Origin of the sequence: Rhizobium viscosum (genome assembly GCF_014873945.1) — a bacterium.
GTDB classification, from domain to species: domain Bacteria; phylum Pseudomonadota; class Alphaproteobacteria; order Rhizobiales; family Rhizobiaceae; genus Rhizobium; species Rhizobium viscosum.
On the sequence record NZ_JADBEC010000001.1, the window covers coordinates 2,039,164 to 2,060,006 of the forward strand.

Consider the following 20,843-nt stretch of genomic DNA (forward strand, 5'->3'; position numbering starts at 1 on the left):
CATGGGCGGAGAGACACAGCCAGGGAGCGGTTCGCGCCAGCGCATCGACAAATGGCTGTTCTTCGCACGTATGGTGAAATCGCGCTCGCTGGCGCAGAGCCATATCCAGTCCGGTCACGTCAGTATCAATGGCGCGCGCTGTGCGCAGCCGAGCCAGACGGTCAAGGTGGGCGATCGTGTTGAGCTGACGCTGGAGCGGCGGGATGTCATTCTCGTCGTCCGGCTGCCTGGCGAGCGACGCGGACCCTATGAGGAGGCGAAGCTGCTTTATGAGGATCTGTCGCCGCCTCCGGATGTGGCAAAACGCCTCACCCCCTATGAGCAGGCTATTCGGGCCACCGGCTCCGGAAGACCGACGAAAAAGGAGCGACGCGCAATCGACAGGCTGATGTCGGACGAGGATTAGAAAACTCTTCCTGCCGTCAGCTTTTCGAAGATCGTTTGTCCTTGAAATCCTGCTATAAAGCCGATACGTGACACACAACCTGCCGGGTAGCGTGCTTGCCTCCCAAGCCTGTCCACGCTTTCTTTCCGGCTAGGGGGACAGGCGCGACGTTCCAGGTTGCCCGGCCCCGCCCGTATGGAAAATCCTGGAGTTCTTCATGACCTATGTCGTGACCGATAATTGCATTCGCTGCAAATACACCGATTGTGTTGAAGTCTGCCCGGTCGACTGTTTCTACGAGGGCGAGAATTTCCTCGTCATCCATCCCGATGAGTGCATCGACTGCGGTGTTTGCGAGCCGGAATGTCCGGCCGAGGCGATTAAGCCCGATACCGAGCCGGGTCTCGACAAGTGGCTGAAGATCAACGCTGAATATGCGAGCATCTGGCCGAACATCACGGTCAAGAAAGAGCCGATGGCCGAGGCCAAGGAGCTCGACGGCGAGACCGGAAAATTCGAGAAATACTTCTCGGAAAAGCCGGGGAGCGGCGACTGAAAATTTCGACGTCCGGCGTCGCTGAAACCGGGTTCAGCGGCAGCTTAAACGTTTCAAATTACGCGTGAGTCACATGAGCGCTATGTGTTGCCCACATGACTCACACTAAGCAAATTATTGATTTCCTCATATTTTTGTGATACGTTCACCACACTGTTCCATTTGTGGCATGACGCATGCCCAAAACCATCACGAAAGTAAAACAAATCCGTACGCGGTTTCCGTGACATATCAATAACTTGAGCTGTCGGATCCCAAGATCGCGCGCAAGGATACCTTTTGCTTCTGTCTGGTGGAACCAGAGTGAAGTCACCCGACGGGTTTAACCGTCTCATCCGGGCCTGACTGACCCGGCTCCGGCCGCCGCCGGTAGCGTAACAGGGAGTTTTTGATTAGAATGACCATCCAGCAGAAAAAACCTTCTACCGCACGTCACGGCTTCAAGACTGGTGAATCGATCGTGTACCCCGCACACGGCGTCGGTACCATCACGGCTATCGAAGAGCAAGAAGTCGCCGGCATGAAGCTTGAACTTTTCGTCATCGATTTCGAAAAGGACAAGATGCGTCTGAAGGTTCCGGTCGCGAAAGCCATGAGCATCGGCATGCGCAAGCTTTCCGAGACCGACTTCGTTGAGCGCGCCCTCAAGGTCGTGCAGGGCAAAGCTCGCGTCAAGCGCACCATGTGGTCCCGCCGCGCCCAGGAGTATGATGCCAAGATCAATTCCGGCGACCTGATTTCCATCGCAGAAGTCGTTCGCGATCTCTACCGTGCCGAGAACCAGCCGGAGCAGTCCTATTCCGAGCGTCAGCTCTATGAGGCTGCCCTCGACCGGATGGCTCGCGAAATCGCTGCCGTCAACAAGATGTCTGAAACCGAAGCTGTTCGCCTCGTCGAGACCAATCTCAACAAGGGTCCGAAGCGTGGCAAGGTAATCGAGGAAGACGATTCGCAGGACGAGGCCGCTTGATAGCGCTTTGTTTTTGCACATGAAAAAACCCGGCCTTGGAGCCGGGTTTTTTATTGGAACTTTTTTGCCGTTGCGACGTTCATACACAGTAATGCGGACATGACCGGAGCCCATGAAGCTCGGTTTGAATTCCGCTGAAGCTGTCAGCGTTCGATGAGGAGCGGATCATGATTTCCAGAATTTGCCTTTCCGGCAATCTCAAGAAACAGATCCAGCCCTGCCGTCTTGCCGGCACATGACGAGAGATAGGGCCTCCTCCTGAAAAGTCCAGGAGGAGGCCTTTATGCATTCAAGACCCCTGGTTTGCTCCGGTGCAGCGATGTTCCGGAAACGATGTTTGCTTGTTCATTTTTAGGCACGTGGCCCATTTAGGAGAGCGATTATGAAGAACATGTCTGCAGATCGGCGCATGATCAAAATAGCAATGGCGGCTCCCTATCTTGCCCGTGAAGAAGAGCACAATCTGGCCATCCGCTGGAAGGATCACGAAGACCGCGGCGCCCGCAACCAGATCGCCATGGCGCATATGCGTCTCGTCATTTCCATGGCAGGCAAGTTCCGTAATTTCGGCCTGCCGATGAGCGATCTCGTGCAGGAAGGCTATGTCGGGCTTCTCGAGGCCGCGGCCCGGTTCGAACCGGCGCGCGATGTGCGCTTTTCCACCTACGCAAGCTGGTGGATCCGCGCCTCGATCCAGGACTATATCCTACGCAATTGGTCGATCGTGCGCGGCGGTACGAGTTCAGCCCAGAAGGCACTGTTCTTCAATCTGCGACGTCTGCGCGCCAAGCTCGCCAAGGGCGATACGCAGCTGACACTGCAATCCATTCATCAGGAAATCGCCGCTGCACTCGGTGTCAGCCTTGCCGACGTACAGACCATGGATGCGCGCCTTTCCGGCAACGACGCATCATTGCAGGCGCCTTCCGTTTCAGGTGATGCCGACAGTGCGGAAAAGATGGATTTCCTCGTCAGCGACGAACCGCTGCCGGATGAGCAAGTCTCGAACATGATCGACGGCGAACGCCGCCGGGTCTGGCTTGCATCTGCCCTCAAGCATCTCAACGAGCGTGAAATGAAGATCATCAGCGCGCGGCGCCTCGCCGAAGATGGAGCAACACTCGAAGAGCTCGGCGCTGACCTCGGCATTTCCAAGGAGCGCGTGCGCCAGATCGAAAGCCGGGCGATGGAAAAGCTTCGCACGGCGCTCGTCAGCGCCGATCCGCATATGGCAGCCTATGCTTGACTAAGAATTACTCCCCAGCAGCACAGACTGGCCCGGCACAAGCCGGGCCTTCTTTTATTCGGAGATAATCTTCACGCGGTCGCCGGGAGAGATGGCAGCGCCCGTTGGCAGGGCGTTGATCAGTTTGAAGAGATCAAGCTTGCGATCGGTACCCATCATGCGGGAAGCGAGCGTGGTTATGTTCTCACCAGGGCGGACTGTGACCACCCGCACGCGCAGCGGCTTCAGCGAAGCGGCTTCGTCCGGCGTCATGCGGCGGAAGCTTGCGCGCAGAACGTTTGCCGTCGGCTCCAGCGACGGGCTGCCTTTCGGCACCGCCGTCAGAAAGCGGAAGATCTGATTGTTGTTTCTGATGACCGTGACATCGAAGTCCCAGCGGTCGGCGGTGGCGCGCGCGGTCGCAGCCTCCATGCCATTGACGTTGATCGGCTGGATGGTTGAGGGATCGAGGCCGGTAACCCAGCCGCTGGAAATGTAATTCGTCAGGCTCTGGTTCTGGTTGTCGGCCACGCCGTCAAAACGGATGGCGATATCGTTCGGGCCGGTTGCCATGACGGCTTCGACTTTGTTGTCGATGCTGAAGTCGGGCGGCACGTCGAAGCGGATGCCGAGGCCGCCGTGCAGGAAGGTCTGGCCACGCACATAGCCCTCTTCCGGACTGTCGCCGTAGAGAAGGCCGTCGATGCCATCGAGATAGTAATCACGGCCCTTGTCGCCGACTGCGCCTTCCTGCCCGAAGGCGCGCGCGTGGCTGCGGGCAAGCTCGATGCGCTGGGCGGAGTTCGGATGGCTCGACAGGAAGTCCAGGCTCTGGTCGGCCTCGGGATCGACCGACATGAAGCGGCTGTAAGCGGCCATGGAATCGAGGAAACGGGCTGCGGCATAAGGATCATAGCCGGCTTCGCCGAGCATGCGTACGCCAATGACGTCGGCCTGCAGTTCCTGCTGGCGGGAGAAGGCAGCAAGACGCAGCTTGCCGCGGGCAAGCGCCTGTTTGCCGGCTATATCGCTAGACAGCACTTCGGCGACGACACGGCTGGCAATGACTTCCGCCTCTTCACGCTTCTGCCGCTCGATGCCATGATTTGCAGTGACGTGGCCCATCTCGTGTGACAGCACGGCCGCGACTTCCGAGGCATCGTTGGCGAGAGCCAGCAGACCGCGGGTGACATAGAGATAACCGCCCGGCAGCGCGAAGGCATTGATAGCGGGCGAGTTGAGGATGGTGATGCGGTAGGACTGGCTCGGATTTTCCGAAACGGCCGTCAGCGCGCCGGCGATGCGCGCGACGAGGCGCTCGGTCTTGGCGTCCTTGTATTCGCCGCCATAACTCGCGACGATGCGCGGATGCTCGCGGGCGCCCATGGCGGCGCGCGGGTCGTTCTTCTGCACTTCGTCGACGATTTGCGGATTAGATGAAGGGCCGACGGTCGGCTGATAGGATTGTTGGATCAACGACTCGCAGCTGTTCAGCGCGACGGCGCAGGCCGACAGCAACAGGAAACGACGCGCCCAACGGCGCGGCGCAAAAAAGGCATCACTGGAAAGCGCGGGCGATTTCCACGTCGTCATGCTGTCCAGTCTGTCTCTCCGCACCATTTTAAGTCGCCGGTCTGCCGTATCTTCGGGCCGGCCGTTGCCAGGAAAATTCAATAGGCTTCCGCCTCGGTTCTCGCGCTGCACAATCGGCCGATCCAAGTCTTTGCTGTAGCCGATTTCCGCATGGGTTGCATAGCGAGACTCTATCTAAATGTGGCGCCGTTGCATTTCGGCAATGCCTTACCTGTCGAGGCACTTCTCGCTCCGATGAAATTATGGCGAAAGTTCCACCGCAAGTGCAGATTTCGGCTGCACTGCGGAAAAAATCGGTCAGTATGGCGACCGATGCGGGCAAGCGTAACATTCGCGCGAAGAATGCAATTGATGGTAGTGTTTTCGAGTGGGCTATATTGAGGAGGCGCTGAGGCCGCGCACCCGTACTTACTCCGCGGCTTCGGCGGCGACGTTGGTCTGACTGGTCTTCTGTTCGCCGGCGCGGGGCAGCTGCACCGGCTTCAGCATGATGGCGGCGACCAGACCGATCAAAGCAATGCCGCAGGAGGTCATGAACAGTGGCGAGAAGGCGGAGGCGTAAGCATTGGCCACCGCTTGGCGGCTGGCTTCGGGAAGTGCTGCCATCATTTTCGGCGTCAGCTCCTCGATATTGGCCACGCCCGGGATGGAGGAGCCGAGCCTGCCGAGCTGCGATGCAATGATCGCACCGTAGATGGAGATGGCAATCGAGGCGCCGCCCATGCGTGACAGCGTGACCGAGCCGGTTGCAGCACCCACATCGCGGGCCGGTGCGGCATTCTGAACGCCGATGACCGGAACCTGCTGAGCAAGGCCGATACCGATGCCGTGCAGCAGCATGATCGCGCCGATGAAGGCAATCGGTGTGCCGGCATGAACCTGAGAGATCAGCGCGAAAGCAATGGCGCTGCAGGTGAGGCTGGCAATGGCGAAGGGCTTGTAACGGCCGGTTTTCGAAATGATGCGGCCGGCATTCAAGGAGCCGCAGACGAGACCGCCTGTCAGCAGAATGAAGAGCAGGCCAGCGCCCGATGGCGAAAGGCCCGTCGTCGTCTGCAGGAAGAGCGCGAGATAATTGACCATGCCGATAGCGATCGCACCGCCCATAATCGAGATCACAAGCAGCAGGCTGAATGTCGAATTGCGGAAAAGCGGCAGCGGTACGATAGGCTCCGGCGCCCGGCGCTCGACTAAAACCCAGGTGATAGCGCAAACGATACCGAAGGCGACGATGCCGATGCTCTGCGGCGAGATCAGCGCACCAAAGAGCTCGCTGCTGTCGGTCGCAAGCACGATGCTGGTTGTCGTCAGCGCCAGCAGGAGCGCTCCGGCGTAGTCGATCTTCGGCCGGCGATGCGGCTTGCGATACGGCAGCATGAAGGCGAGGCCGGTGAGTACGATGAAGCCGATCGGCACGTTGACGAGGAAGATGGAGCGCCAGCCGAAGAGATCGCTCATCGTGCCGCCGAGGACAGGGCCGATGGCGCCGGAGGCCATCAGGACCAGACTGGAATAGCTCTGATAGCGGGCGCGTTCGCGCGGCTCGAAGAGGTCGGCGTTGACGGCGAAGATCGAAACCATGATGCCGCCGCCGCCGAAGCCCTGCAGCACGCGGGCGGCAATCAGCGTGTTCATCGAGACGGCGAGACCGCAGACAGCGGAGCCCACCGTGAAGATCGCTATCGCCGTCATCATCACATATTTGCGGCCGAAGAGATCGCCGAGCTTGCCGTAGAGCGGCATGACGGCGCTGAGCGCCAGCAGGTAGGCCGAACCGATCCAGCCGAAGCGGTCCAGATGACCGAACTCGCCGACGATGGTCGGCAGCGCGGTGGAGACGATCTGATTATCCAGCGTCGCCATGAACATGGCGGTCATCAGGAAGAAGAAGAGGATGAGCCGCCGACGGGGATCCGTTACGAGCGGTGCGGGGGCAAGTTGCATATCCATGGGATGGGCCATTTCGCTATGTCGGTGCATTGTGTGCTAATGTCATGTATTTGTCAATGGCACATTACTGACGTTGGCATATTTTATTTTCAGCTCCGGTCTGTTATGGTTCCGTCATGAACGAGACCTTGACCAAAACAAGAACGACCGAGCTTGATGATCCCTCGGACAGTGTGCCCCGCATCGGCCGCACCATGACGCGCATGCGAATGATGACAGGACGTCGGCTGATCGGCCGCCTGGCGATTCAGAGTGTGGCGCCGGATCTGGAGCTTTCGCATCTCGACGTACTCGATGCGGTGCGCCGTGCACAGGAAAACGGCGAGGTGACGGTCGGCGCTATCGCCGAGATGCTGCGCATTGATCCGTCGAGGGCAAGCCGCGTTGTGTCCGATATGGTGGGCCGCAACGTCCTGCGCCGTGAGGCTTCGCAGGCGGATGCGCGGCGTATCGTCGTCGTGATGACCCCGCTCGGGAAGGATCTGCTGGCGGAAATCCGGGCCCAGAAGCTCGCCTTCGTTTCCGAAGTCGTGCGGGACTGGCCGCAGGAGGAAATCGACACTTTCTCGCGGCTGTTCGAGAAATTCATCGGCGGCTACGAGACGATTTTCCTTTCTCGCGACAAGGATACGCCGGGATGAAGAAATTAGTCTGAGCGTTTGATCTCGCTCAAGCCGACCCGTCCAAGGCAAGCCTAAGTCTCTCCTCGTTCGACGACATCAGGAGAGATTCACATGAAACATCATCCGCTTCGGCTGAGGGGTATTTTTGCCGCTATCGTTTTCGCATCCTTCGGGCATGCGGCGCTTTCGGCCGATCTGGCGCCTTCGGCGGGCGCGCCAATGACCACGCAAAGCCCATGGCAGGTACGCCTGCGTGCACTTGGCGTGATCACGCGCGACAACGGCTCGGTCGACGGCATTCCCGGATCCGGTCTGTTCTATTCGGACACGGTGATTCCGGAAGTGGATATCTCCTATTTCTTCACCGACAATATTTCCGCGGAGCTCATTCTCGGCACGACCTATGCCAATGTGCATGGCGAAGGCTCTATTGCCGGCCTCGGGGAAATCGGCAAGACGTGGCTGCTGCCGCCGACGTTGACGCTGCAGTATCATTTCACCGATTTTGGTGCCTTCCAACCCTATCTCGGTGCCGGTGTGAACTATACAGTCTTCTACAATCAGTCCGGCAAGAGCGCCGACAGCCTCGATGTGAAGAACACATTCGGCGTCGCGCTGCAGGCCGGTTTCGACTACATGTTCGATGAACATTGGGGTGCGAACCTGGATGTGAAGAAGATCTTCCTGCGTCCCGATTTCGATGCGACAGTCGGCGGTGCCGATGTCAGCGGCAAGGCGAAACTGGATCCCTGGCTGATCGGTGCCGGTGTCACCTATCGCTTCTAGAGCATTTGATTGACACAATTCCGATCGCAAAACCGCTGTACAGTTTTGCGACAATTGCTTTGAGGGAAAGGCACCGGATATCCGGTGCCTCTTCCCCTTCACCCCCCGTTTGCGCTATGGGCAATGCCCATGAGCCAATCCACCTTCACCATCCTGCTCGGCGGGGCACTCAGCCTTACGGATCGTCTGCGCGACGCCGTGCGGGACAGCCGGTTTATCGCGGCCGACGGTGGCATGCGGCATGCGGCGGCGCTGGGCGTGGTGCCGGAATTGTGGGTTGGCGATTTCGATTCCACACCGCCCGATCTCGACGGCGCCTTTCCTGGCGTGCCGCGCCAGCCCTATCCAGCCGCAAAGGCTGCAACGGATGGTGAAATTGCCGTTGCCGAGGCAATCGAGCGTGGTGCGAAGCGCCTGATCCTTGCAGGTGCGCTGGGCGGCGAACGGTCCGATCACGCGTTGCAGCATCTGCTCTATGCCGTGGAGCTGGCGGAAAAAGGCTTCGACATGCTGCTGACCTCGGGCAGCGAGGAGGCCGTGCCCTTGCTTCCTGGCTCGCTGGAGCTCGATCTTCCGCCGGGCAGCCTGTTTTCCGTGCCAGGCTTCAGCGAGCTGCGTGGCCTGTTCATCGAAAATGCCCGCTATCCGCTCGCCGACTTCCATTTGCCCTTCGGCTCGTCGCGCACCATTTCCAATGTGGCGGAAGGCCCTGTGCGCTTTTCGCTTGCCAGCGGCAGGGCCATCGTGCTCGCGCGGCCCTATGATCTTTCCGGAGTCTGATACTTGGCGCCCCCCATTCTGAAACTCGACGACATCTTCCTGAGCTTCGGCGGCACGCCGCTGCTGGCGGGCGCTGCCCTGCAGGTGGAGCCCTGCGACAAGATCTGTCTTGTCGGCCGCAACGGTTCGGGCAAATCGACGCTGCTGAAGATCGCCGCCGGCCTCGTCGATGCTCAGTCCGGTGACGTCTTCCGCCATCCGGCGTCCACGGTGCGCTATCTCGAGCAGGCGCCGGATTTTGTCGGCTTTGAAACCGTGCAGGCCTATGCCGAAGCTGGGCTTGGACCGGGCGACGACCCCTACCGCGTCACCTACCTGCTCTCTCATCTGGGGCTCACCGGCGAAGAGAACCCGAATAACCTGTCCGGCGGCGAGGCGCGCCGCGCCGCGCTTGCACGCGTGCTGGCGCCGGAGCCCGATATTCTGCTGCTCGACGAGCCGACCAACCATCTCGACCTGCCGACGATCGAATGGCTGGAAGGCGAATTGCAGAAGACGCGCAGCGCGCTGGTGCTGATCTCGCACGACCGCCGCTTTCTGGAAAAAGTCTCGACGGCGACCGTCTGGCTCGACCGCGGTACGTCCCGTCGGCTCGATAAGGGCTTTGCGTTTTTCGAAGCCTGGCGCGATCAGGTGCTGGAGGCGGAAGAACTGGAGCAACATAAGCTCGGCAAAGCGATCGAGCGTGAGGAGCACTGGCTGCGCTACGGCGTGACCGCACGGCGTAAACGCAATATGCGCCGCCTCGGCGAGCTGCAGACGATGCGTTCGCAGTATCGTGGCCATAAAGGGCCGCAGGGAACGGTACAGGCAAGCGCTTCCGATGCGCAGGAATCCGGCAAGCTGGTGATCGAGGCCGACAAGATCACCAAGAGCTATGACGACCGGCCGATCGTCGCGCCGTTCTCGATCCGCGTGCATCGTGGCGATTGCATCGGTCTCGTCGGCCCGAACGGCGCCGGCAAGACGACGCTCCTGAAGATGCTGACGGGACAGCTTGCGCCTGACAGCGGTACGGTGAAACTTGGCACCAATCTCGAAATCGCCACCCTCGACCAGAAACGCGAGGACCTGAATCCCGAGGATACGCTCGCCAATTACCTGACGGACGGGCGCGGCGAGAATCTCCTGGTCAATGGCGAGCAGCGGCATGTGACCGGATACATGAAGGAATTCCTGTTCCAGCCGGAGCAGGCGCGCACGCCGATCAAGAATCTCTCCGGCGGCGAACGTGCTCGGCTGATGCTGGCGCGCATCCTGTCGCGGCCGACGAACCTGCTCATACTCGACGAACCGACCAACGATCTCGACATCGAGACGCTGGATCTCTTGCAGGAGATCGTCACGGGCTTTGCCGGCACTGTCATCCTCGTCAGCCACGATCGCGACTTCCTCGACCGGACGGTGACCTCGACGATTGCACCAGCCAATCCGGAAACGCCTGATGGACGCTGGATCGAATATGCCGGCGGCTATTCCGACATGCTGGCGCAGCGCAAGGGTGCGGCCGAGGAGCGCCGCAGGGCCGAGAAGGCGGCGGAAAGGCCTAAGGCGCCCGAGGCTGCTGTCGCCACGCCCACCGCCTCGAAGGGTAAGCTCTCCTACAAGCAGAAATTCGCGCTCGAAAACCTGCCGAAAGAAATGGCCAAGGCGGAAGCGGAGATCGGCAAGCGTGAGGAGAAGATGGCCGATCCGAACCTCTTCACCAAGGATCCGGCAACCTTTAACCGACTGGCGTCCGAGATGGAGAAGCTGCGCGAAGGCCTGACGAAGATGGAAGAGGAATGGCTGGAACTCGAAATGCTGCGCGAGGAGCTGGAAGGCTGATCCGATAAAAATTTCCTGAAATGTCGGATCGGGTGGTTTTTCTGCGTCCTTGGGCCGAGCGTGATCAACGGCATGGTGCCGCCACGTCAGAACGGAGATTTTTCATGCGCATGATTTTCGTGAACCTGCCGGTCAAGGACCTCGTCAAGTCGAAGGAATTCTTCTCGGCGCTCGGCTTTTCCTACAATCCGAATTTTACCACTGACGATGCTGCCTGCATGATCGTCGAGGAAAACATCTATGTGATGCTGCTGACCCACGGTCATTTCCGGCAGTTCATCGAAGGCGATATCGCCGATACGACGAAGGGCAAGGAAGTGCTGACCTGCCTTTCGGCCGGCAGCCGCGATGAGGTGGATGACTACCTCAAGAAGGCGCTGGCAGCGGGCGGCAAACCCTGGAAGCCGATCCTCGACATGGGGCCGATGTATGGGTGCAGCTTCCAGGACCTCGACGGTCATGTCTGGGAAATCATGTACATGGATATGTCTGCGGCCGGTTAAGCCAGTTTTCTAAGGGGCGTTCGCGGACTCCGGCGCCTGGAATCGGATTGTCGGGGTCCGTTTTCCTCACTTTTCCTTGATTCGCCCGTGCTGCGTCATGCGGCATAGAGTACCGCTCCGGCAGCCGGGGATCGTGCCGATCAATGGCGACAAGGAAGAGTCACATGTCTCGCAAATACTATACCAGAATATTCATCGCGCTTGCCGCAAGCAGCTTCATCGCGCTCGGCCTTTCGCAGGCGGCGAGTGCCCAGGAAAACCAGCGCGTGCGCGTACGCGGCACGATCGAGAGCCTCAATGGCGACACGCTAACCGTCAAGACCCGCGAGGGCAGCGATGCGACGGTGGCGCTCAAGTCTGGTTGGAAGGTCTCGGGTATCAGGAATGCTTCCGTCGATGATATCAAGGTCGGCGATTTCGTCGGTGTCGCCTCCTTGCCGAAAGGCACAGGTCCCGATGGCGCGATCGAGGTGCTGATCTTCCCGGCCGCAATGAAGGGCACCCGCGAAGGCAGCCGTCCATGGGACCTGCAGCCGAACAGCTCGATGACGAATGCGACCGTCAGCAATGCGGTCAAGGCCGTCGACGGCCACACGATCACGCTCACTTATCAGGGCAAGGAAAAGACCATCTCGATTGCCGAGGGTACGCCGATCGTCACCTTTGCGCCGGCAACGAAGGACGATCTAAAGCCGGGCGCCGGAGTTATCGTCATGGCGGAAAAGGCAGCCGATGGCAGCATCTCGGCCGCGCAGGTCGCCGTCGGCATCAACGGCGTGATTCCGCCGATGTAAGCTTGTCCGGGGTTTCGTTCTCACACAATTCCGGAGGCAAAACCGCTACACGGTTTTTGCTGCAATTGCCCTAGAGTGCCGGGGCGGGGCTGCCGCGGCACTCGATCCTGCAGCGGAAGCTGCCGGTTCCTCGTCTGGATTCGAAGGCAGTGCCTGCAGATGCAGTGTGCGCGGGTGCAGCACTTCCAGATAGGTTTCCGAGCGGCCGATATAAATCATGCCCGTGTCCGGCATGGTGGCGAGCAGCTTCGTCATCGTGCGCTGCCATTCCGGCTCCATGCCTTCGAGTACTTCGTCGAAGACGACCCAGCGCGGCTTGACGAGAAGCAGACGGGCAAAGCCGATTGCCTTCTGTTCATCGGCATCGAGAAGCTTGTCCCAGCGTGCGCGGCTATCGAGGCGGGCGACCAATGAATGCAAGCCGGCAGCCTCAAGCGCGGCTTCGACGGCTGCCGTGTCATAGTCTTCGGGTTTTTCGGGGAATGCGATCGCCTCGCGCAGCGTCCCACCCGGCACATAGGCGACCTGCGGGATGAACAGCATGTCGTCGATCGGCGGCAGACCCATCGTGCCGTGGCCCGAGGGCCATAGGCCGGCCATGGCCCGGAAGAGCAGGCGGCGGTTCACGCTGTGATCGCCGTTTATCATGACCTTTTCTCCGGCCTTGATCGTCACGTCTGTCTCGCGCAGGCGGAAGCCACCGCAGTCGTCAATATCCTCACCGAGCTTGGCAACAATCACCACATCCTTCAGCGTCAGCGTGTCGGGCGCCGTTTCCTCGTAGACAATGCCATCCTCGAACTTGAAGCCATCATCCATCTCCTGAAGCGCCTGGCGGAAATCGGTCACGCGCATCAGCGTGGCGCGCCATTCGGCAATCGGGCCAAAGTTGGCGACATACCAGCGCAGCGCCGTGTTGACCTGATTGAAAGCACCGACCGACATCATGAGCTGGCCGAAGGTGAGGCCGCCGGAGAAGTAGGCTGGCGCTGCAACGATGATCGGGATGACGATGACCAGCCAGCCATAACCCGCCGAGACCCAGGTCAGGTTGGTATTCGCCATGGCGAGCCGTTTGATGACAGCAAGGACATTGCTGATATTTTCATTGATGCGTTTGCGCTCGTTCTCTTCGCCGTGCGCCACTGTTATTGCCGGCATGTTTTCGTTGGCGTGCATCAGGGCGAAGCGCAGCTCTGCTTCCTGGGAGAAGCGGTCTGCATTGAGCTTGACGAGCTTGCGGCCAACGACCTGGCTCAATAGCGAGGCCGATGCGGCATAGAAGATCGCCGCCCAGACCATGTAGCCGGGAATGGTGAAGTTATAGCCACTGATACGAAAGATGAAGCCGCTTGAAAGCTCCCACAAAACGCCGATGAAGCTGACGAGAAGGATGGTTGACTGCAAGAGACCGAGAGCAAGATTGGTGGTGCTTTCGGCGAGGTTGCGAGAATCTTCATGCAAGCGCTGATCCGGATTGACGCCGAGGATGCCGATGGTGGAGAGCTTGAGGGCACGCTTGCGCTTGAACCATTGATCGACGAGATCGCGCGAGAGGCCTTCGCGCATGTAAAGGGCCGTCATCTGGTTCAGCCATGCTTGCAGCACGTTGAGCAGCAGCAGCGCGCCGGCGATCATCGCGAAGACTTCGAGCTGGCGGAAGAACTCGCCAAGATCACGACGCTCGAGGGAATCGTAGAAGGGAGCATTCCATTCGTTGAGGATCACCTGTCCGTAGGCGGTCGCCAGGATGATGACGACAAGCAGGATCGCAAGCCCCACGACCTTGCTGCGAACCTGCGAATTCCAGAATGCGGAGAACATCACTCCAAGTCGATATGTCAGGCTGAGATCATATCCCACCCGGTCCTGACTCTGGATGCCCTTCCCCCCTTTGACGTCAGTTTTCATTATTTTTTCCAAAATCGCCCATCACACCATTAATAACATGGGGGCGTTACTGGTCCATCAACAGATTCCACCACACATAAAGAAAGCGTGATGGCTTGTGCCGCTGCCTCTATTGACAGTTGATTCGCAGCGCGACTGGCGCTAATTAAGATGCCTCGTGGTGATTTGGCCGGCCGGCTTGCAGCCACGTTAAATAAGTCGCTAAAGGGCCGCGTGCGGACCGGTAGCGATTCTTTCGCCGCCGGTTTTTTATTTTGATCGAGTTGACCGCAATGCCCATCAAGATCCCCGATACGCTGCCCGCCTTCGAAACCCTTGTGAACGAGGGTGTGCGGGTGATGACCGAAACGGTGGCGATCCGCCAGGATATCCGCCCGCTGCAGATCGGGCTGCTCAACCTCATGCCGAACAAGATCAAAACCGAGGTGCAGATGGCACGCTTGGTAGGCGCTTCGCCGCTGCAGGTGGAATTCTCGCTGGTCCGTGTCGGCAACCACAAGGCCAAGAATACGTCTGAAGAACATCTGCTCGCCTTCTACCAGACCTGGGAGGAAGTGAAGCACCGCAAGTTTGACGGCTTCATCATCACGGGCGCGCCAATCGAGACGCTGCCCTACGAGGACGTTACCTATTGGAAGGAAATGCAGCAGATTTTCGACTGGACCCGGACGAATGTTCATTCGACCATGAATGTCTGCTGGGGTGCGATGGCGGGGATCTATCATTTCCACGGCGTGCCGAAGTATGAGCTGAAGGAAAAGGCCTTCGGCGTTTACCGCCACCGCAATCTCAAGCCGTCTTCGGTTTATCTCAACGGTTTCTCCGACAATTTCGAGGTTCCGGTGTCGCGCTGGACCGAGGTGCGCCGGGCCGACATCGAGAAAGTCGACGGCCTCGAGATCCTGATGGAATCGAGTGAGATGGGCGTCTGTCTCGTCCATGAGCCGAAGGGTCGGCGGCTCTATATCTTCAATCATGTGGAATATGATTCCACATCTCTCTCGGACGAATATTTCCGCGACGTGAATGCTGGCGTGCCGATCAAGATGCCGCACAACTACTTCCCGCATAACGATCCGGCGCTCGCGCCGCAGAACCGCTGGCGCAGCCATGCGCATCTGCTTTTCGGCAACTGGATCAACGAGATCTACCAGACGACGTCTTACGATATCGAAGAGATCGGCTCGGACATCTGAACGTCACCGGTCCGGTTTAGAAATGACGCCGTCGCATTTCTGCGGCGGCGTTTTGTTTTCCGGCCCTGCCCGGTTGCGGTTTGCGGCGAATGGGGGCAGGTTCCGGTTCCTGAATTCTAGGGATGGAGTGAGCGTCGATCATGGCGGACAAATTGGAACGGGAAGTTTTCGGACAGACGAAGGATGGAGAGGCCGTCCATCGCGTCGTCATCCGCGGGGGTGGACTGACGGTCAAGGTATTGAGCTGGGGTGCAGTCATCCAGGACGCGCGGCTAGAGGGTCATGATGCACCGCTCGTGCTCGGCTTCGAGGATTTCGCAAGTTACCTTGCTCATTCGCCCTTCTTCGGCGCGACGCCAGGACGCTGTGCCAACCGCATTGGCGACGGCAAGTTCACACTCGACGGCAAGGACTTCCAGCTCGAACTGAACGAGAAGGGCGTCACGCATCTTCACGGCGGCAGCAACAATATCGGTACACTCGTCTGGACGATCGTCGAGCACGAGTCCGACCGCGTCGTGCTGAAGATCGTCGATCCCGATGGCCGCGCCGGTTATCCGGGCAACTGCACGATCCAGGCGACCTATCGCGTGCATGGCAATGGCGAACTTTCCGTCAACTACGAGACGGTGACGGATCAGCCGACAATCGCCAATGTCTGCCAGCACTCCTATTTCAATCTCGACGGCCGGGAGGATGCACTGGCGCATGACATCATGATCGCCGCCGACCACTACCTGCCGACCAACGAGAAGCAGATACCGACCGGCGAGATCCGCTCCGTCGAGGGCACCGCGTTCGACTTCCGGGTGATGGCGCCGATGAAGCGTTTCGATGGTCAGGACCAGGCGCTCTATGACCATAATTTCTGCTTCTCGCGCGAGCGCACAGCCAAGCGCTCAGTCGTGCTTGCCCGTAGCCTGCACTCTGGCGTCTCGCTGGAAGTGCGCACGACCGAGCCGGGCGTACAGTTCTATGCTGGCTTCAAGCTCGGTGTGCCGGTGCCCGGTCTCGGTGGCCGCAAGTATGGTCCATTCGCCGGCTTTTGCCTCGAAACGCAGATCTGGCCTGATGCTATCAACCATGCCGGCTTTCCGAATGCGGTTCTGCGTCCCGGTGAAGTGCTGCAGCAGGAAACGGATTACATCTTCACGAAGAGCTGAGCTCTGCCGTCCGGCCAAGATCAATGAAACCCTCGCGGGACACGGCGAGGGTTTTTCTTTTTCGGTGAAGTGAATCTGCTTGCCGATTGGTTCTAAATAGGTTCTATTGCATGCCCATGGATAGAACCAGTCTGATAGCGGAACTGAATGGCCGTGGGTTGCGCGACGAGGCGGCAACAGGACCGCTTTACAAGCGGCTGGCGCAGGCACTCACCGGCCTCATCCAGGAAGGTCTGCTGAAACCCGGAACGGCGCTGCCCGGCGAACGCGATCTGGCGGAAGCCCTGAAGCTTGGCCGCGTGACGGTTCGGACGGCCTATCGCGATCTCATGACATCGGGGGCGCTGGAATCGCGCCACGGCAGCGGCACTTTCGTTTCCAGCAGGGTGGAGCGCATGGAGCAGTCGTTGTGGCGGCTTTCCTCCTTCTCGGCGGACATGCGCTCACGGGGGCGCTCGCCGGCGGCGAAGATCCTGTCGCGCACCATCAACAATCCCTCCCCAGAAGAATCCTTCCTGCTCGGCCTCGGTGTGGATGAGCCGGTTTTGCGGCTCGATCGCCTTCGTCTGGCCGACGGGCTCCCGCTTGCGATCGAACGCGCCGTCGTGCCGGTCAAATTTCTCGGCGAGGATGCCGCCGGCGAAGGCTCGCTCTATGATGCGCTTGCCCAGAGTGGCCACAAGCCGGTGCGCGCCATGCAGCGCCTGACCGCCGTCACGCTCGATCCTTCATCGGCGGCTATTCTTGCCGTCAAGGCCGGTGCGCCGGCGCTTCTGATCGAACGCGTTTCACGCCTGGAAGACCAGCGTGTCGTCGAATACACCCGCTCGCACTATCGTGGCGACGCCTATGATTTCGTTGCCGAATTGAGAATTGGAGATGACCTATGAGTGAGAACCAGTCGCTGATGCTGCAGGAAGCGGGCCAGTCGCCCGAGGTGGTCGCCACCCTGCTCGAAAAGGAAAAGCCGGCCTTTGCCGAAATCGCCCGGCTGTTCTCGTCCGCTCGCCCGAGCGTCGTGACGACGGCGGCGCGCGGTTCTTCCGACCATGCCGCGACCTTCTTCAAATATCTGTTCGAGATCACCTGCGGCGTGCCGGTCGCCTCGATCGGTCCGTCTATCGCCTCTGTTTATAACGCGCCCCTGCATCTGGAGGGCGGCATCCATTTCACCGTCTCACAGTCGGGCGCGAGCCCTGACATCGTGGCGCTGCAGGATGCGGCCAAGAAGGGCGGCGCAACGACGATTGCCGTGGTCAATGTCACAGACAGCCCCCTTGCGAACCAGGCCGATATCGTCCTCGGCCTCAATGCCGGCGCCGAAAAGAGCGTTGCAGCGACCAAGTCCTTCATTGCATCTGTCGCCGCCCTCACCGGCGTGACGGCTGCGATCGGGAGCAAGGCCGATCTGCAGGCGGCGCTCGAAAAACTGCCGGCCGCACTCGCTGCGACATCGGGCATCGATACGGCTGCTGCCGAGGAGGTTCTGTTCAGTGCCGCCTCGCTCTACACCGGTGGTCGCGGCACGGCTTTCGCCATTGCTCTGGAAGCTGCGCTGAAGGCCAAGGAGACTGCCGGCCTTCATGCGGAAGCCTTCTCTCTTGCGGAACTGATGCACGGGCCGATGCGTCTGGTGCAGCCGGGCTTCCCGATCGTCGGCTTCGTGCCTGAAGATGCGGCCTTCGACAACAACGTGAAGGCACTCGACCGGCTTCAGAAGCTCGGCGCTACCACCGTGCCCTTCTCGACGAAGCCTCTTGCCGGCGTCAATCTGCAGGTTCCGACGACCGGCAACGGTCTCGTTGATCCCCTGGTTTCGCTGCTCGTCTATTACCGTCTGATCGAGTCCGTCACGCGTCGCAAGGGCTTCGACCCTGACAAGCCGGCAAACCTGCTCAAGGTGACGGAGACCGTCTGATGACCCGCAAGATCTTCACCGGCGCTCGTATCTTCGATGGCGAACGCTTCCATGACGAGCGGGCGCTGATCGTCAGGGACGAACGCGTCGAGGCGATCGTCGGCCTGAATAATCTGCCCGAGGGCGATGTCGTGACGCTGGCAGGTGGGGTACTGTCTGCCGGCTTCATCGATGCGCAGGTCAATGGCGGCGGCGGCCGCATGCTGAACGACGAGCCGTCACCGGACTCGATGTACATGATTGCCGACGGACATCGGCCGTACGGAACGACGGCGCTGCTGCCGACGCTGATTACCGATACAGCAGAAGCGACGGCTGCAGCGATCGAGGCGGCAAAGATTGCGGTGAAGACGAACCGCGGTGTTGCCGGTCTGCATCTCGAAGGTCCGCATCTGGCGCCGGCGCGCAAGGGTGCGCATCTCGCCGAGTTGATGCGTCCGGTCGAAGACAGGGATGTCAAAACCTTCATCGCCGCGCGCGAGGAAATCGGCACGCTGCTCGTCACCATGGCGGCGGAGCAGGTGACGGTTTCTCAGGTGCGCGAACTCAGCGAAGCCGGCGTCATCGTCAGTATTGGCCATTCCGACAGCACGAGCGAGGCAGCTGAAGCGCGTTTCGATGCGGGCGCACGGGGTGTCACGCATCTTTTCAACGCCATGAGCCAACTGGCGCACCGCGCGCCGGGTCTTGTTGGTGCCGCGATTGATCATCCGTCCGTCTGGTGCGGCATCATTGCCGATGGACATCACGTCGATCCGAAGGCTTTGCGAACGGCACTGCGCGCCAAGCGTGGCGAAGGCAAGCTTTTCTTTGTGACCGATGCCATGTCGCTGGTCGGCTCTAAGATGGATACGTTCACGCTGAACGGCCGTACCGTGCGGCGCGAAAGAGGCGGCTTCTGTTCCAAACTCGTGTTGTCGGATGGCACGCTGGCGGGTTCGGATGTCGATATGGCTTCGACGATCCGCTACGGCGTCACCTATCTGGAACTGACGCTTGCCGAGGCACTGAGGATGGCGACGCTGTATCCGGCGCGCTTCCTGAAGCTTGCCGATCGTGGTCAGCTCTCGCCGGGCGCGCGCGCCGATCTCGTGCACTTTACCGATGAGATCGAAGTAACGGCGACCTGGCTCAGCGGTGAACCGGTATAAGGAGGCGGCCGATGACAGACATCACTGACGCCTATTTCTCCAATCTGATCGGTCGGCTGGAAGAGTTGAAGCGGGCACTTGCCGAAGCAATGGCGCAGGCTGCCGCCGTGATCCTCGAGGCCGCCCGCGCCGATAAGCGTGTCTATGTCTTCGGCACCGGCCATTCGCATATGCTGGCGGAAGAGGTGCATTACCGCGCTGGCGGGCTTGCCTTCACGGTGCCGGTTCTCGTCGGCTCGGCCATGCTGCATGAGGGGGCGGTCATCAGCTCGGTCTATGAGCGCACGCAGGGCCTGGTGCGGCCGATGCTGGAGCGTTACGGCATGCAGCCGGGCGATGTCATCATCATCGCCTCCAATTCGGGCGTAAATGCCGCGCCGATCGAGGCGGCCGACTATGCGCGTGAGATCGGTGCCAAGGTCATCGCCATCACTTCGATCGCCTATTCGACGGCGATTGCCAATGGCCGCCGGCGGCTTGCCGATGTGGCCGACGTGGTGCTTGATAACGGGCTGCCGCCAGGCGACGCGGTCCTCGATCTAGAAGGCACGGGTCTTCGTGTCGGTCCGGTGTCTACGGCGGTCGGGGTGACGGTCATCAACGCCATCTTCGCAGATGTTGCTTCGCAGCTTTCGAAATCCGGTGACGCGCCTGTCTATCTCAGCGCCAACATGCCGGGTGCGGCCGAGATCAATCAGAAGCTGGTGAAGAAGTACCGGCCGCGTAATCCTCATCTCTAAGCAAATAGGCCGGCATGTTGCCGGCCTATTTGCTGTCTCGCCATCGGGCAAAAATAAAAACGGCCCGAAGCGGTTGCTTCAGGCCGTTTTAAACTCCGAAAACTGATGCAATCAGTCCTTGGCGCGCTCGACGTAGGAATTATCTTCCGTCGCGATGACGACGCGGGTGCCGGCATCGATATGCGGCGGAACCGAGGTGCGGATGCCGTTCGAAAGCATGGCCGGCTTGTAGGAGGAGGAAGCCGTCTGGCCCTTGACGACCGGTTCGGTCTCGACGATCTCAAGCGTGACGTGACGCGGCAGTTCCAGCGCCAGCGGATTGCCTTCGTGGATCGACAGGATGCAGGTCATGCCCTCCTGGAGGTAGGCCTTCTGGTCGCCCATGGTTTCGGCGCTGACGACGACCTGGTCGTAGGTGGCCGGGTTCATGAAGTGGAAGCCTTCGCCATCTTCGTAGAGGTACTGGAAGTTAACGTCTTCCACGAAGGCGCGCTCGACCTGTTCGGTCGTACGCCAGCGTTCGGAAACCTTCACGCCGTCGACGATGCGACGCATGTCGACCTGGGTGACCGGCGTGCCCTTGCCCGGGTGGAAATTCTGAGCCGTGAGAACGACGTAGAGCTTGCCGTCGACATCGAGAACGTTGCCCTTGCGGACCGAAGAGGCGATGACCTTGACCATAAGACTTCCTTGTAAGTCGGCTTTCGGCGTCGTAGAGGACAGTCAGAATAGTCCTGAAGACGCAAAATGTTTTTTCTTCGGGGCGGCACTA

General features: G+C 60.0%; 20 protein-coding genes and 1 riboswitch. Of the genes, 16 read left to right on the forward strand and 4 right to left on the reverse strand.

Going from position 1 to position 20,843, the window contains the following annotated elements; translation table 11 throughout:
* Position 1 precedes the first annotated feature (1 nt).
* From H4W29_RS10120 to H4W29_RS10135, 4 genes are all read left to right on the forward strand, one after another.
* Positions 2 to 406 (forward strand): Hsp15 family ribosome-associated heat shock protein, encoded by a 405-nt coding sequence (locus H4W29_RS10120; protein ID WP_192728802.1) that lies wholly within the window; start codon positions 2 to 4, stop codon positions 404 to 406.
* Between the two features lie 196 nt (positions 407 to 602).
* Positions 603 to 941 (forward strand): ferredoxin FdxA, encoded by a 339-nt coding sequence (gene fdxA, locus H4W29_RS10125; RefSeq protein WP_192728803.1) that lies wholly within the window; start codon positions 603 to 605, stop codon positions 939 to 941.
* Between the two features lie 397 nt (positions 942 to 1,338).
* Positions 1,339 to 1,911: a CarD family transcriptional regulator gene (locus H4W29_RS10130; RefSeq protein WP_113319836.1), complete on the forward strand. Its 573-nt coding sequence runs from the start codon at positions 1,339 to 1,341 to the stop codon at positions 1,909 to 1,911.
* A 382-nt stretch (positions 1,912 to 2,293) separates the two neighbouring features.
* Entirely contained in the window at positions 2,294 to 3,157 is an 864-nt protein-coding gene (locus tag H4W29_RS10135) for an RNA polymerase factor sigma-32 (RefSeq protein WP_007825441.1), read from the forward strand.
* 54 nt (positions 3,158 to 3,211) lie between these two features.
* On the opposite strand, the gene H4W29_RS10140 is transcribed toward H4W29_RS10135, so the two are convergent.
* Positions 3,212 to 4,756 carry a M48 family metalloprotease gene (locus H4W29_RS10140; RefSeq protein WP_192728804.1) on the reverse strand — a complete coding sequence of 515 codons (1,545 nt, stop codon included), beginning with the start codon at positions 4,754 to 4,756 and terminating at the stop codon, positions 3,212 to 3,214.
* 381 nt (positions 4,757 to 5,137) lie between these two features.
* A complete protein-coding gene (locus tag H4W29_RS10145; protein ID WP_192728805.1) occupies positions 5,138 to 6,679 on the reverse strand; it encodes an MDR family MFS transporter in 1,542 nt (513 codons plus the stop codon).
* 116 nt (positions 6,680 to 6,795) lie between these two features.
* Between H4W29_RS10145 and H4W29_RS10150 the strand changes: the two genes are divergently transcribed.
* The 6 genes from H4W29_RS10150 (at position 6,796) to H4W29_RS10175 (ending at position 11,992) form a co-directional block, all read left to right on the forward strand.
* Positions 6,796 to 7,320 (forward strand): MarR family winged helix-turn-helix transcriptional regulator, encoded by a 525-nt coding sequence (locus H4W29_RS10150; protein ID WP_192728806.1) that lies wholly within the window; start codon positions 6,796 to 6,798, stop codon positions 7,318 to 7,320.
* 93 nt (positions 7,321 to 7,413) lie between these two features.
* Positions 7,414 to 8,088 (forward strand): OmpW/AlkL family protein, encoded by a 675-nt coding sequence (locus H4W29_RS10155; RefSeq protein ID WP_192728807.1) that lies wholly within the window; start codon positions 7,414 to 7,416, stop codon positions 8,086 to 8,088.
* A 123-nt stretch (positions 8,089 to 8,211) separates the two neighbouring features.
* Positions 8,212 to 8,868 carry a thiamine diphosphokinase gene (locus H4W29_RS10160; protein ID WP_192728808.1) on the forward strand — a complete coding sequence of 219 codons (657 nt, stop codon included), beginning with the start codon at positions 8,212 to 8,214 and terminating at the stop codon, positions 8,866 to 8,868.
* A 3-nt stretch (positions 8,869 to 8,871) separates the two neighbouring features.
* Entirely contained in the window at positions 8,872 to 10,695 is a 1,824-nt protein-coding gene (locus tag H4W29_RS10165; protein ID WP_192728809.1) for an ABC-F family ATP-binding cassette domain-containing protein, read from the forward strand.
* Positions 10,696 to 10,799: 104 nt separating this feature from the next.
* A complete protein-coding gene (locus H4W29_RS10170; protein WP_192728810.1) occupies positions 10,800 to 11,198 on the forward strand; it encodes a VOC family protein in 399 nt (132 codons plus the stop codon).
* Positions 11,199 to 11,362: 164 nt separating this feature from the next.
* Positions 11,363 to 11,992 (forward strand): DUF5666 domain-containing protein, encoded by a 630-nt coding sequence (locus H4W29_RS10175; RefSeq protein WP_192728811.1) that lies wholly within the window; start codon positions 11,363 to 11,365, stop codon positions 11,990 to 11,992.
* A 45-nt stretch (positions 11,993 to 12,037) separates the two neighbouring features.
* Here the strand turns inward: H4W29_RS10175 and H4W29_RS10180 are convergent, their stop codons facing one another.
* A complete protein-coding gene (locus H4W29_RS10180) occupies positions 12,038 to 13,903 on the reverse strand; it encodes an ABC transporter ATP-binding protein/permease (protein ID WP_192728812.1) in 1,866 nt (621 codons plus the stop codon).
* Positions 13,904 to 14,050: 147 nt separating this feature from the next.
* Positions 14,051 to 14,128: riboswitch (SAM riboswitch) on the forward strand.
* Positions 14,129 to 14,175: 47 nt separating this feature from the next.
* On the opposite strand from H4W29_RS10180, the gene metA reads away from it, so the two are divergent.
* The 6 genes from metA to H4W29_RS10210 all read left to right on the forward strand — a co-directional run bounded on the left by metA (position 14,176) and on the right by H4W29_RS10210 (position 20,071).
* Complete coding sequence (metA, locus tag H4W29_RS10185) at positions 14,176 to 15,099, forward strand: homoserine O-acetyltransferase MetA (protein WP_192728813.1); 924 nt, start codon at positions 14,176 to 14,178, stop codon at positions 15,097 to 15,099.
* A 140-nt stretch (positions 15,100 to 15,239) separates the two neighbouring features.
* A complete protein-coding gene (locus H4W29_RS10190; RefSeq protein WP_192728814.1) occupies positions 15,240 to 16,262 on the forward strand; it encodes an aldose epimerase family protein in 1,023 nt (340 codons plus the stop codon).
* A 116-nt stretch (positions 16,263 to 16,378) separates the two neighbouring features.
* Complete coding sequence (locus H4W29_RS10195; protein WP_192730706.1) at positions 16,379 to 17,152, forward strand: GntR family transcriptional regulator; 774 nt, start codon at positions 16,379 to 16,381, stop codon at positions 17,150 to 17,152.
* A complete protein-coding gene (locus tag H4W29_RS10200; protein WP_192728815.1) occupies positions 17,149 to 18,180 on the forward strand; it encodes an SIS domain-containing protein in 1,032 nt (343 codons plus the stop codon). The genes H4W29_RS10195 and H4W29_RS10200 overlap by 4 nt, the downstream gene beginning before the upstream one ends.
* Positions 18,180 to 19,331: an N-acetylglucosamine-6-phosphate deacetylase gene (gene nagA, locus H4W29_RS10205; protein ID WP_192728816.1), complete on the forward strand. Its 1,152-nt coding sequence runs from the start codon at positions 18,180 to 18,182 to the stop codon at positions 19,329 to 19,331. The genes H4W29_RS10200 and nagA overlap by 1 nt, the downstream gene beginning before the upstream one ends.
* Positions 19,332 to 19,342: 11 nt before the next feature.
* Positions 19,343 to 20,071: an SIS domain-containing protein gene (locus H4W29_RS10210; protein WP_192728817.1), complete on the forward strand. Its 729-nt coding sequence runs from the start codon at positions 19,343 to 19,345 to the stop codon at positions 20,069 to 20,071.
* 111 nt (positions 20,072 to 20,182) lie between these two features.
* Here H4W29_RS10210 and efp read toward each other — a convergent pair whose 3' ends face one another.
* Positions 20,183 to 20,752, reverse strand: coding sequence for an elongation factor P (gene efp / locus H4W29_RS10215; protein ID WP_112544821.1), 570 nt, complete (start codon positions 20,750 to 20,752; stop codon positions 20,183 to 20,185).
* Between the last annotated feature and the right edge of the window lie 91 nt (positions 20,753 to 20,843).

Excerpts from the sequence above, each read along its gene's own strand:
- H4W29_RS10170 (WP_192728810.1), top strand. The coding sequence starts at position 10,800 with ATGCGCATGATTTTCGTGAACCTGCCGGTCAAGGACCTCGTCAAGTCG.
- metA (WP_192728813.1), top strand. The coding sequence starts at position 14,176 with ATGCCCATCAAGATCCCCGATACGCTGCCCGCCTTCGAAACCCTTGTG.
- H4W29_RS10130 (WP_113319836.1), top strand. The coding sequence starts at position 1,339 with ATGACCATCCAGCAGAAAAAACCTTCTACCGCACGTCACGGCTTCAAG.
- H4W29_RS10175 (WP_192728811.1), top strand. The coding sequence starts at position 11,363 with ATGTCTCGCAAATACTATACCAGAATATTCATCGCGCTTGCCGCAAGC.
- H4W29_RS10155 (WP_192728807.1), top strand. The coding sequence starts at position 7,414 with ATGAAACATCATCCGCTTCGGCTGAGGGGTATTTTTGCCGCTATCGTT.
- H4W29_RS10145 (WP_192728805.1), bottom strand. The coding sequence starts at position 6,679 with ATGGATATGCAACTTGCCCCCGCACCGCTCGTAACGGATCCCCGTCGG.
- H4W29_RS10200 (WP_192728815.1), top strand. The coding sequence starts at position 17,149 with ATGAGTGAGAACCAGTCGCTGATGCTGCAGGAAGCGGGCCAGTCGCCC.
- H4W29_RS10135 (WP_007825441.1), top strand. The coding sequence starts at position 2,294 with ATGAAGAACATGTCTGCAGATCGGCGCATGATCAAAATAGCAATGGCG.
- H4W29_RS10140 (WP_192728804.1), bottom strand. The coding sequence starts at position 4,756 with ATGGTGCGGAGAGACAGACTGGACAGCATGACGACGTGGAAATCGCCC.
- H4W29_RS10210 (WP_192728817.1), top strand. The coding sequence starts at position 19,343 with ATGACAGACATCACTGACGCCTATTTCTCCAATCTGATCGGTCGGCTG.
- H4W29_RS10160 (WP_192728808.1), top strand. The coding sequence starts at position 8,212 with ATGCCCATGAGCCAATCCACCTTCACCATCCTGCTCGGCGGGGCACTC.
- H4W29_RS10195 (WP_192730706.1), top strand. The coding sequence starts at position 16,379 with ATGGATAGAACCAGTCTGATAGCGGAACTGAATGGCCGTGGGTTGCGC.
- fdxA (WP_192728803.1), top strand. The coding sequence starts at position 603 with ATGACCTATGTCGTGACCGATAATTGCATTCGCTGCAAATACACCGAT.
- H4W29_RS10180 (WP_192728812.1), bottom strand. The coding sequence starts at position 13,903 with ATGAAAACTGACGTCAAAGGGGGGAAGGGCATCCAGAGTCAGGACCGG.
- nagA (WP_192728816.1), top strand. The coding sequence starts at position 18,180 with ATGACCCGCAAGATCTTCACCGGCGCTCGTATCTTCGATGGCGAACGC.
- H4W29_RS10150 (WP_192728806.1), top strand. The coding sequence starts at position 6,796 with ATGAACGAGACCTTGACCAAAACAAGAACGACCGAGCTTGATGATCCC.
- H4W29_RS10190 (WP_192728814.1), top strand. The coding sequence starts at position 15,240 with ATGGCGGACAAATTGGAACGGGAAGTTTTCGGACAGACGAAGGATGGA.
- H4W29_RS10120 (WP_192728802.1), top strand. The coding sequence starts at position 2 with ATGGGCGGAGAGACACAGCCAGGGAGCGGTTCGCGCCAGCGCATCGAC.
- efp (WP_112544821.1), bottom strand. The coding sequence starts at position 20,752 with ATGGTCAAGGTCATCGCCTCTTCGGTCCGCAAGGGCAACGTTCTCGAT.